Genomic DNA, 10,816 nt, shown 5'->3' on the forward strand with positions numbered 1-10,816 from the left:
CCGTGTTACCGCAGGCCGAAGGCGCGCTTGAACACGTCGCCGAAGGCGGTGCGCACCTGGACGAGATGCGTCACGCTTTCATAGTCGCCGGTATAGAGCTTGGTGATGATGGCTTCGCGCGGCGTGCCGATACCGAAGCGCAGATGCACCAGGTTGCCGCCGGCCGAGGTGACATGGGCGGTGACCGGGCCGACCTCGGCTATTTCGACAATGATATCGGCGTCGCGCAGATGCTTTGATAGCCCAGGCAACACTTCGAGCCGGGCGCCCGAGACCGACATGTCGAGCAGCCGGACCGGCTGGCGCAGGCCCTTCCACAGCAGGCTGACGGGCTCGTTGAGGTCGAAGCGCTCCTCGCGGCGCATGCGCGGCCGTTCCACGGCCAGCAGCATGACCAGAGCGATGATCAGGAGATTCCAGCAGCTCCAGAAGGTGTAAAGGGTCGGGTCGCCGCCATCGGGCTGACGGCCGTCAACCAGACCGCCGGTGTACGCCATGATGGCAAAAGCGGTCAGCACGAACAGCGCGCCAGCTTCCAGGAAGACGGTCCAATTGATCTGGATGCGATCGCTCATCACGCCCTTGCTGGTGACGTTGAAGGTCTGCGTCTTGCGGAACAGGAGTGCGGTCCAGACCGACGGCGCCACGCGCGAGGCGCAGACGAATTCGGTCAGGTCGGTGAGGATCGGCATGATGCGGCCGCCGGATACCCAGACGAACAAGGCGGTCGAGGAGAAGAAGGCCGGCATGAAGTGATAGGCATAGTCGCCGGCTTCGGCGCGCAGGATCGAAATGCCGCCATACCAGTAGAGCAGGGGCGCGATCAGGCCGAACAGGCAGAAGGCGGGCAGGCTGAGCCAGTAATTCGCCGTCTCGAGGAACAGGAAGCGATGCAGCAGGTCAAGGTTGTTGCGGCCAAACGGCCCGACCTTGACGAACAGCGACTGGATGGCGCCGATGCCCCAGCGGCTGCGCTGCTTGATGTATTCGCCGATGGTTTCGGGCGCGAGGCCACGTGACAGCTTTTCGTTCAAATAGCGCGTGACATAGCCGGCGTCGATCAGCTTGAAGCTGAGCAGGATATCTTCGGTGATGGTTTCCATCGGATATCCGCCGATATGCTCGATGGCGGCGCGGCGCGCCACGAATGACGTGCCGCAGCAATAGGAGACGTCCCAGGCATCCTTGGCCGGCTGCAGGGTGTCGAAGAAAAAGCGCTGCTCATCGACCCAGGATTCCGACAGCATGAAGTTATGCTGCAGCATGTTGGGGTTGAAGAAGAACTGCGGCGTCTGCACCAGCGCCACCTGCGGATCGTTGAAGAATCCCACCACACGGCGCAGGAAGCGCTTCTTCGGCACGAAGTCGGCGTCCAGCACCATGATGTATGGCGCGTTGGTCTCCTGCTTGGAGATGCCGAGCGCATTATTGAGGTTGCCGGCCTTGGCGCCTTCATTGCTGTCGCGGCGCAGATAGCGCACGCCCATGGCCGCGCATTTGTCGCGCAGCCAGTCCCGGCGCGTATCGTCCAGCACCCAGACCTTGAAATTGGGATAATCCAGCGCGCGGGCGCCGAGGATGCTGCGCTCCAGCACCTCCCAGGATTCATTGTAGGTGGGAATGAAGACGTCGACGGCCGGCATCTCGGATTCGTAGCTGCGGCGCTCGTTCTCTTCGGCCATGGGGCTGTTGTCGCGATGCCGCCAGAAGGTGAGCAGGCAGATATAGGTGCTGAAGGCCAGCATCAGCTCCAGGATCAGGAACAGCAGGCCGAACGCGAAATCAGCCGGCTGGGCCAGCGGCGGCACCGTCTCGGTGATGCGCCACCAGAAGTACCGCAGGCTGAGCAGCAGCACGATAATGATCAGGCTGCGCCGCGCCAGCATGTTGGTCGGCCGCAGGACCGGCAGCAGCAGAAAGGCGCCGACCAGCAGGATGACGCCCGGTGCGGCAGCGAGCAGATTGTTCATGGGATCAGCTGGCGCTGAACAGTGTGGTGAAGCGCTTGCTCAGGCGGTCGATGGCGGTATCGACCGAGCGCAGCCGACCGATCCGACCGATCGGGCAGGCATCCTGCTGTCCTTCGCCGGCGGAGAAATCCACGGCGAAGACCCAGCGCAGCTGGTCTATGCCGGCGGCGGTGGTGATCGCGAATTCACGGCGATCGCCATCCTGGTCGCCACGCAGGCCGACCAGCCGGGCCTTGTGGCTGACCATCCGGCCGTTACGTTCGAACTCGACCACGGCGGCATCGCCGATCGACAGGGTCTCATCGGTGCGACGATCGCGGGCCACCTCAAAGAAGATCCGCGAACAATCGGCTATCTGCATCAGCGGCGCGCCGACCCCGACGGTGGCGCCTTCGCTTTCCAGCAGGCGCCACAGGACACCATCGGCCGGGGTGGCGATATTCGCTTCGCCGGTCTGCTGGCGACGGCGCTGCTCGGCTTCGATCTGGCGTTCGACCTGGACGCGTTCAGCAGACAGCTCTGCGCGGCGGCTGATCAGCGACAGGCGCTGCAGCTCGATTTCGTCGCGGCGCTGCTGCGAGTAGGGGGCGTTATTGTAGGAGTCGCTCAAGTAAACGCCCTGGTCGGCCGCACTGCGCTCCTGACGCACGCGGTCAAGGTTGCGGCGCTGGGCGACGAGTTCGGCCTGGGCAACGTCGGCTTCGGCGCGGCGACGGTCGAAATCGGCACGGCTGGCATATCCTTTTTCAGCCAGAGGCTCGATCCGCTTGAACTGCGCATCGAGCAGGCGGGCATTGGCTTCCGCCCGGCGGACGCGCGCCTCGGCTTCGGCAATCTGGGCATTCAGGTTACTCACCACGGCGTTGCGGAACATGGTGCTGTCGCCGCCCAGCCGCTGCAGGAAGGGATCCAGCGCTTCGATCTGCTGCTCGATGCCGTTGATGCGTTCGGCCAGGGCATCGCCCTGGGCGCGCAGGCCGGCCAGGCGGACATCGCGTTCGGGCGGATCGCGCAGAACCGCGAGCGACTGACCGGCCTTCACCGGCTCGCCGATGCGTACGCCGCTGAAACTGACCTGACCGTCGATGGGAGAGCGCAGGGTCTGCAGTTCGGCATTGACGCGGCCCGCTGGCAGTTGGGCGAAGAAGACGCCCGGCAGCAGGGCGTAACCGAAGAGTCCAAGCAGCAGCAGACCCAGGCCGATCCGCAGCATGCGTCCGGGGGTGACGGCTTTGTTTTTCAGGTTCTGCATGTACATCGGTTTTGGTGGCTCCGCGTGAACAGCCCTGTCATAGCTGTCGGCGGAACAAAGCCATTAATAAAAATACCGTAAGTAGTTGTCGGGCCGGAGCAGTCGAATGGTTAGCAAATGGTTTCGGTGCGGATTACAAAGCGTTAGGCCCTGCAATCGCAGGGCGGCACCGACTGCCTTGTTATGCGTTATATCTACTCACGCGAGCAGGAATGGGGAGTGCCGGGCTTGATCACTTCTTTCAACGACAGCGTCTCTGATACATTTAAATTCTGTAACAATGTCGTTATTCCCTGTGAATCCGCCGGACACGAATGATCAGCAGCCTCACCCCCGTCGGCGCTCTCCTCCTCAGTGTGGCCTTGTTACTGACCGGAAATGGCCTGCAGGGCACGCTGCTGCCCGTGCGGGCGAATCTGGAAAGCTTCGGCTCGCTCTCCATTGGCATTCTCGGCTCGGCTTATTACATCGGCTTCGTCGCCGGCTGTGTCCTGACGCCCAAGCTGATCCGTCGCGTCGGCCATATCCGTTTGTTCACGGCCATGGTTTCGGTCGCGTCTGTCGTGCCGCTGGCGCATGCGATGTTTGTCGGGCCGCTGCCCTGGTGGTTGTTGCGCGCCATGACCGGACTCTGTCTGGCCGGACTCTATCTCATCATCGAGAGCTGGCTGAACGAACGCGCCACGCCGCAGAACCGTGGCATGATCTTCACCACCTACACGACGGTGAATTTCTCGGTCATCACGCTGGGCCAGATGCTGCTGCTGGTCGACGATCCCGTGCGCTTCCACCTGTTCAGTCTGGCTTCGATCCTGGTTTCGCTCGCCGCCGTGCCGGTGGCGATGACGCGCTCGCCGCAGCCGGCACCGATTTCCTCCGCGCGGCTGTCTTTGCGCGGCCTCTATCGCGTCTCGCCAGTGGGTGTTGCCGGCGTGCTTACGGTGGGGCTGGCCAACGGCGCCTTCTGGGGCATGGCGCCGGCCTTTGCCTCGCAGGCCGGCCTGACCATTTCGCAGGTCGCCTGGTTCATGAGCGCGACGGTGGTCGGTGGCGCGATTGCACAATATCCATTTGGCCGATTGTCGGATCGCATGGATCGACGCAAGACCATCCTCATGGCCTGCGCGCTGTCGGCCGCGTCGGCGGGTCTGGTGATCTTCACGTATCTCACCATGCCCGACCTGATGATCGGTGCGGCGTTTCTCTTTGGCGTGTTTTCCTTCCCGCTCTATGCCATCAGCGTTGCCCATACCAACGACATGGCGACCGGCGTGGATTTCGTCGCCATCGCCGGCGGTCTGCTGCTGATCAACGGCGCGGGCTCGGTGATCGGCCCGGTGGTGGCCGGCGTGGCGATGCAGCAGCTGGGACCGCTTGGCCTGTTCGGCTTCACCGCCATCGTCCATAGCGCCATGGCGGCCTTCGCGCTCCATCGCATGGGTCAGCGCGCCGCTCCCGCCCAGGATCAGAAGACCGATTTTGTCACCATGCCCAGCACGGCGCCGGTGCGCGCCGATATCGACCCGCGTGCCGACGAAGTGGCGAACCAGGCGGCGAAGGCGGCCTGAAGCAGGGAACTGATCCGGCACCTGAATCCGACTGGGGTCACAAAAAATATCCTGCGAGGGCGGAAATCGCGATGGCAGTCGTATAGGCTGCCGGCATGATGATTCCGAATGCCGAGCATATGCCCGCCAGCGACATCCCGGTGGCGATGTGGCTGATCCGGTCCGGACTGGAAGACGTATCGACGGAAACCCTGGTGACGGAATTCTGCGCCCGCATCACCGCGGCCGGCATTCCGCTGCAGCGCGTCTTCGTCGGCATGGCCACGCTGCATCCGCTGGTGCGGGCGCGCGGCTATACCTGGACGAAGGAGGGCGGGCTAGTCGGCAACGACGCCATGCCGCATCGCGAACCGGGCGATGAGCCGGAAGCCTGGTCCGCCAGCCCGCTGCGCCACATGCTGGCCAACGGCATCACTGAACTGCACCGACCGCTGACCGGGGCCGAAGCCGCGTTCGATTTTCCGGTGCTGCGTGAATTCGCCGAGCAGGGGCTGACAGACTGGCTGGCGATGGCCTTCAGCTTCGGCTGGACCTTCGAGCACTCCACCCATGTGACTGATCGTTATGCCGGAATCGGCATGATCAGTTCCTTCACCACCGCCCGGCCCGGCGGCTTCAGCGACGATCACATCATGCGGCTGCGCCGCCTTGTGCCGCTGCTGGCCCTGGCAATGAAGGCCGCGATGCTGACGCAGCTCAGCCGGGACGTGACGGCGGCCTATATCGGCGGCGATGCGGCGCATCGCGTGCTGAACGGCGCAATCCGGCGCGGCCAGGCCCAGCGCGTCGATGCCGTGATCCTTTATGCCGATCTGCGCAGTTTCACGGCGCTGGCCGACCGCATGGCGATCGAGCCGCTGCTCGAAACGCTGAATGCCTATTTCGACTGCCTGGGTCCGGCCATCGAGGACGGCGGCGGCCAAGTGCTGAAATTCCTAGGGGATGGCCTGCTGGCCAGCTTCCAGCTTGATGGCACGCGCAGCACGGCTGAGGTCTGCCTCGCGGCGCTGAAGGCGGCGCGCGAGGCGCTGGGCTGTGTGACCGAGCTGAATGCCAGCCGGCAGCAGGCCGGCCTGCCGGTGCTGGATTTCGACATCGCGCTGCATCAGGGCACGGTGATGTATGGCAATGTCGGCACCGGCGCGCGGCTGGACTTCACCTTGATCGGGCCGACGGTGAACGAAGCAGCGCGGCTGGAAAATCTCTGCGGCACGCTGGGCCGCAACCTGCTGGCCTCGGCCTCCTTCGCCAGTGCGGCGGGGGCGGCGGCCGGGCTGGTTTCACTGGGGCATCATGCCTTGCGCGGCGTGGCCGAGCCGCGCGAAGTGTTCGGGCTTAAATAAAAATGGCGCCCGTCAGGGCGCCCAGGGTTGGTATGAAAAAAACGGCGCCCGTCAGGGCGCCGTTTCCATTCGCGGATGATCGCGGGCGATCAGAGAACCTTGAGGTTCACCGCCGAGGTCTTGCCCTTCTGGGTGGCCAGTTCGTATTCGACATTCTGGCCTTCGTTCAGGCTCGACAGGCCAGCGCGTTCAACGGCACTGATGTGCACGAAGACGTCTGCGCCGCCGGCTTGCGGCTGGATAAAGCCGTAGCCCTTGGTGTTGTTGAACCACTTCACGGTACCGTTCGCCATAGGAAACTCCTGATAGGCTTAGTCAAGAAAGGCATGTCGTCGACATGCCATTGGAAACGGCCATGCGGTGAGGCATGGTCCGGACAACCTGAATTTTGGATGAAGCCTGGCAGCTGTCGCGGGTCGTGAAGACTACGACGGCCTGCCGAAGCAGGCCAAAACATCGATTGCGTCTTCATAAGACGGCAGGGGTGCGCGCTTGTCAACGCACCGGCGGGTCAGCGGCCCGCCCGGACGGGGTCCAATTGCGGCAATATTGTGAAATCTTTGGCTTTTCTGCCCATAAGCGGAAAGTAACCTTGAATTAACGGAGGATGTGCTTATCTTCAGTCCTGGTCGTCAAGACCAACGATGATCGCCGACCGTAAAGCGGGATGCAGTGACCCGCCGGCGTATCATCACCGGTCTTCTTCCTTCCCCCACAATCTGATCTTCCTCCTGCGACGCCCATGCTTTCTTGCATGGCAGGTCTGCGCAATTCCGTTGGTGTGTGCATCGCGGACTCTGGCATGATGCGCCGGAGCCGGATGTTTCCGGGCAAGGTGGGAGTGAATGGCGCAGCGTGAGCCTTTCGCGGGCCGGGCCAGACCCGCATATCTGGGACAGGCGCTGTCCTGCGATACCGATGCGCGCTTCCAGCAGCCGCAATCGCAGGCTTTTCTCCATTTGTGGCAAAACGCCGTCCCTGCCGGTCATCGGATTCCCTCCCGTGCGGCCCTGCCGCCCGAAATCCTACGCGAGCATCTGCCGCGCCTGGTGATTATCGACATGGATGCGGCGCGCGAACGCTATCGGTTCCGGCTGATCGGCACTGAAGTCGTGGCCGCCACCGGCCGTGACAGCACCGGGCGCTGGCTAGACGACCTGTATTCGCCACAGGACATCATCGTACACCAGCAAGCACATCAATGGGCCATCACGCGATTGTTGCCGGTGCGCGTGCATGGCACGCTGGCTTTCGTCGACCGCAGCTTCATCACGCTGGAAGCGGCCCTCGTGCCGGTCTCGCTTGACCGGCCCGATTATGTCGAGCAGTTCATGATCTGCATGTCCTATGGCGACTTGCAGCAGCCCGGTCTGTCAACAGGATGACTGGACCTTTGGGACCAAGCCTCAAAAAGGCATGATGCCGCCCGGGTTTTACACCCCGGTTACGGCCCGACCGTTGCCCCAGGGGTCGTATTCGGCCGACAATCCCGGCCCGCGCCGACTCTGGCGCCATCCTGTTTTTCGCAGTCGAGCGTCCCATGATCTTCGGTATTTCCTTCACTGAACTCGCCTGGCTTGCCGTTGCTCTGCTGGCGGCGGGCGCTTTCACCGGCGTTCTGGCCGGCGTGTTCGGCGTGGGCGGCGGCGCCGTCATCGTGCCGGTGCTGAACGAGCTGTTCACCATCATGGGCGTTCCCGAAGAGGTGCGGCTGCCGCTCTGCGTCGGCACCTCGCTCGCCATTATCATCCCGACCTCAATCCGCTCCTTCAATGCGCACCGGAGCAAAGGCTTGGTCGACATGTCGATCGTCAAGATCTGGGCGGTGCCGGTGGTGCTGGGCGTGATCGCCGGTGGCGTGATGGCCCGCTATGCGCCGGCCGATGTGTTCAAGGGCGTGTTCGTGCTGGTTGCCGGCGCCTCGGCGCTGCGCCTGCTGTTCGGTAAGGACAGCTGGAAGATCGCCGACGACATGCCCTCCAACTCGATCATGCGCATCTATGGCGTGCTGATCGGCGTGCTCTCGGCGCTGATGGGCATCGGCGGCGGCCAGCTCTCCAGCCTGTTCATGACTTTCTATGGCCGGCCGATCCATCAGGCCATCGCAACCTCCTCGGGCCTTGGCGTGCTGATCTCCATCCCCGGCGCGATCAGCTACATCTACGCCGGCTGGCCCAAGGCGGCGCTGTATCCCGAGGTGGCGGCCATGCAGCCGCCGTTGGCGCTCGGCTTCGTCTCGGTGCTGGGCTTTGTGCTCTTCGTACCGACCAGCATCTGGACCGCACCCGTGGGCGCCCGGCTCGCGCATGCCCTGCCGAAGCGGAAACTGGAAGTCCTGTTCGGGCTCTTCCTCATTACCGTCTGCCTGCGCTTCGTCATCAGCTTCTTCTGACCCCGGCTTCCCGGGCCATTCCGACGGGCCGGAAGCCTATTCAGAACACCCGGATTGCGAGTATTGTAGTTAGGGTATTCTGGTGGGGCAGGGGTAATGAAGCAGGTCCTGAACAACAGGCGGGCCTTGGTGGCGGTCGTGACGGCGCTGCTGGTGACCGGTTTTCTGGCGACGTCGCTGGCCAGCTATTTCGTCTCCCGGCAGTCGCTGCGCGATGCCGTGGTGCAGACCGAACTGCCGCTGACCTCGGACAACATCTATTCCGAAATCCAGAAGGATCTGATCCAGCCGATCCTGATCTCCTCGGTGATGGCGACCGATACCTTCGTGCGCGACTGGGTGCTGTCGGGCGAGACGGACCCGCAGCGGCTGATCCAGTATCTGCACGACATCAAGCAGCGCTATGGCGCCTTCACCAGCTTCTTCGTCTCCGAGAAGACCCGCAATTACTATCATGCCGAAAGCGTGCTGAAGCAGGTCGACAAGAACGAACTGCGCGACGAGTGGTATTTCCGCGTGCGCGAGATGCTGCTGCCCTATGAGATCAATGTCGATCCAGACCTGGCCAACCAGGACACGATGACGATCTTCATCAATTACCGGGTTCTGGACTACCAGGGCAACTTCATCGGCGCGACTGGCATCGGTCTGACGGTGAACGCCGTGCGCACCCTGATCACAGAATACCAGAACCGCTATGGCCGCACGGTCTACTTCGCCGACGCGCAGGGCCATATCGTGCTGGTGGGCGAGGGCGGGGCAGTGCCGGAGAATAATGTCTCCGAGCGCGGCGCGCTGAACGCGCTGATGCCGGAATGGTCGCGCAAGGACGTGAAGACCTTCGAATATGATTACCGCGGCCAGAAGCGCTTCCTGAATGTGCGCTTCATCCCTGAACTGCACTGGTTCCTGCTGGTGGAAAAGGAAGCGGATCGCGACCTGGCGCAGATTCGCAATGCCCTCTACATCAATATCCTCATCTGCATCGTCATCACCGCTTTGGTGCTGATCGCCACCTGGCTGACCATCACGCATTTCCAGAAACGCCTGGAGGCGATGGCGACCACCGACCGCCTGACCGGTGTGGCCAGCCGCCATGCCTATGACATTCTGATGGAGCAGGCGATCCGGGACGCGCGGCGCTTCAGCCAGCCGCTGTCTGTCATCATGATCGATGTCGACCGGTTCAAGGCGATCAACGACAGCCTGGGGCATGTCGCCGGCGACCGCGTGCTGGTCGGCGTGGCGAATGCGGTCCGGGTCAGCCTGCGCTCGTCGGACATCATCTGCCGCTGGGGCGGCGATGAATTCCTGGTGGCGCTGCGCAACTGCGATCTGTTCAACGCGGAGCGGCTGGCGCAGACGATCCGCCAGACTGTGGAAGGCGCCAGCTTCGCGCTGGATGGCCGCAGCATCCGGGCAACGGTGAGCGTGGGCGTCACCCTGCTGCAGGCCGAGGATGATCCGGCAGCCTTCATCGCGCGCGCCGATTCCGCGCTCTATCGCGCCAAGGAATCCGGGCGCAACCAGGTGAGCGTGCAGGACCTGGTGCACGCTGCCGACTGAAGCGGGTGGTGGAAACCGGCCCGGTCACCAGACCGTCCTCGGAAGGTTACCGGATATTCATTGCAGGCCTCCGGCGGTTGCCGGAAATACACCTGATCGCCTGTATTTCGCTCGCCTATCGTGCCGCCGGATATCGAGAACGGACACGAGAATGGCAAACATACTTCTGGTCGAGGACGATCTGCTGGTCGCGCGGGTGGTGGAAGACCTGCTCGAGGATATGGGGCATCGCGTCGCCCGGGCCGAAAATGGAATCTCCGGCTTCGAGAAATTCAAGATCGTGCCCTTCGATCTGGTGATCACCGATTTCCAGATGCCGTTCGGCAGCGGCGAATACTTGATCGACATGATCCGCGGCTTCGAAGGCCGCAGCAACACGCCGATCCTGCTGATGAGCGGTGTCTTCCCCCGCCATATCTCGCTCGATGGCCTGCCCATCCAGGGCTTCCTGGCCAAGCCGTTCCAGAACGAGGCCCTGGTCGCTTTGGTGACGGCGACGCTGGAAGAGGCGAGGCAGTTGCCGGGTTTCGGATTGTCTGGCGCCTGGTGAGCGCTGTCAGGTATCTGGCGGACAGGGTGAGATTCGAAGTTTGATCACTACCCCGGGAGGTTATCGTCGGTAGATTGACAACCGGTTGGTCTCTTCCCTAGCTGGTTGCAGGCAGTGCTGACGCGAGTCGGCGGGGATCTGGGGGACAACAGTGATTGACTGGAAGATGGCCGGA

At 63.0% G+C, this 10,816-nt stretch carries 9 protein-coding genes; 6 read left to right on the forward strand and 3 right to left on the reverse strand.

All coding sequences use genetic code 11. The features are described 5' to 3' along the window. Positions 1-5: 5 nt before the first annotated feature. Both AC1RRT_RS17530 and AC1RRT_RS17535 read right to left on the reverse strand, forming a co-directional pair. A complete protein-coding gene (locus AC1RRT_RS17530) occupies positions 6-1,970 on the reverse strand; it encodes a glycosyltransferase family 2 protein (protein WP_493015100.1) in 1,965 nt (654 codons plus the stop codon). 4 nt (positions 1,971-1,974) lie between these two features. Continuing rightward, positions 1,975-3,228 (reverse strand): HlyD family secretion protein, encoded by a 1,254-nt coding sequence (locus tag AC1RRT_RS17535; RefSeq protein ID WP_493015101.1) that lies wholly within the window; start codon positions 3,226-3,228, stop codon positions 1,975-1,977. Positions 3,229-3,536: 308 nt separating this feature from the next. On the opposite strand from AC1RRT_RS17535, the gene AC1RRT_RS17540 reads away from it, so the two are divergent. Then, positions 3,537-4,790 carry an MFS transporter gene (locus AC1RRT_RS17540; RefSeq protein WP_493015102.1) on the forward strand — a complete coding sequence of 418 codons (1,254 nt, stop codon included), beginning with the start codon at positions 3,537-3,539 and terminating at the stop codon, positions 4,788-4,790. Between the two features lie 95 nt (positions 4,791-4,885). Beyond that, positions 4,886-6,133, forward strand: a complete 1,248-nt coding sequence (locus AC1RRT_RS17545) for an adenylate/guanylate cyclase domain-containing protein (protein ID WP_493015103.1) — start codon at positions 4,886-4,888, stop codon at positions 6,131-6,133. A gap of 89 nt (positions 6,134-6,222) precedes the next feature. Here the strand turns inward: AC1RRT_RS17545 and AC1RRT_RS17550 are convergent, their stop codons facing one another. Next, positions 6,223-6,426, reverse strand: coding sequence for a cold-shock protein (locus AC1RRT_RS17550; protein WP_492981170.1), 204 nt, complete (start codon positions 6,424-6,426; stop codon positions 6,223-6,225). Positions 6,427-6,978: 552 nt separating this feature from the next. Here AC1RRT_RS17550 and AC1RRT_RS17555 point away from each other — a divergent pair. From AC1RRT_RS17555 to AC1RRT_RS17570, 4 genes are all read left to right on the forward strand, one after another. Next, complete coding sequence (locus tag AC1RRT_RS17555) at positions 6,979-7,518, forward strand: PAS domain-containing protein (RefSeq protein WP_493015104.1); 540 nt, start codon at positions 6,979-6,981, stop codon at positions 7,516-7,518. A 155-nt stretch (positions 7,519-7,673) separates the two neighbouring features. Further along, entirely contained in the window at positions 7,674-8,525 is an 852-nt protein-coding gene (locus tag AC1RRT_RS17560) for a sulfite exporter TauE/SafE family protein (RefSeq protein ID WP_493015105.1), read from the forward strand. Between the two features lie 96 nt (positions 8,526-8,621). Beyond that, a complete protein-coding gene (locus tag AC1RRT_RS17565; RefSeq protein WP_493015106.1) occupies positions 8,622-10,091 on the forward strand; it encodes a sensor domain-containing diguanylate cyclase in 1,470 nt (489 codons plus the stop codon). Positions 10,092-10,242: 151 nt separating this feature from the next. Next, the gene (locus AC1RRT_RS17570) at positions 10,243-10,641 is read left to right on the forward strand and encodes a response regulator (RefSeq protein ID WP_493015107.1); all 399 of its coding nucleotides are present in this window, start codon (positions 10,243-10,245) and stop codon (positions 10,639-10,641) included. Positions 10,642-10,816 lie beyond the last annotated feature (175 nt).

The sequence above is a fragment of the Ferrovibrio sp. GW821-FHT12B10 genome (assembly GCF_058807515.1).

Bases quoted from the DNA above. Each gene is read 5' to 3' on its own strand.
- AC1RRT_RS17540 (WP_493015102.1), top strand. From the start codon at position 3,537: ATGATCAGCAGCCTCACCCCCGTCGGCGCTCTCCTCCTCAGTGTGGCC.
- AC1RRT_RS17570 (WP_493015107.1), top strand. From the start codon at position 10,243: ATGGCAAACATACTTCTGGTCGAGGACGATCTGCTGGTCGCGCGGGTG.
- AC1RRT_RS17560 (WP_493015105.1), top strand. From the start codon at position 7,674: ATGATCTTCGGTATTTCCTTCACTGAACTCGCCTGGCTTGCCGTTGCT.
- AC1RRT_RS17545 (WP_493015103.1), top strand. From the start codon at position 4,886: ATGATGATTCCGAATGCCGAGCATATGCCCGCCAGCGACATCCCGGTG.
- AC1RRT_RS17555 (WP_493015104.1), top strand. From the start codon at position 6,979: ATGGCGCAGCGTGAGCCTTTCGCGGGCCGGGCCAGACCCGCATATCTG.
- AC1RRT_RS17565 (WP_493015106.1), top strand. From the start codon at position 8,622: ATGAAGCAGGTCCTGAACAACAGGCGGGCCTTGGTGGCGGTCGTGACG.
- AC1RRT_RS17530 (WP_493015100.1), bottom strand. From the start codon at position 1,970: ATGAACAATCTGCTCGCTGCCGCACCGGGCGTCATCCTGCTGGTCGGC.
- AC1RRT_RS17550 (WP_492981170.1), bottom strand. From the start codon at position 6,426: ATGGCGAACGGTACCGTGAAGTGGTTCAACAACACCAAGGGCTACGGC.
- AC1RRT_RS17535 (WP_493015101.1), bottom strand. From the start codon at position 3,228: ATGTACATGCAGAACCTGAAAAACAAAGCCGTCACCCCCGGACGCATG.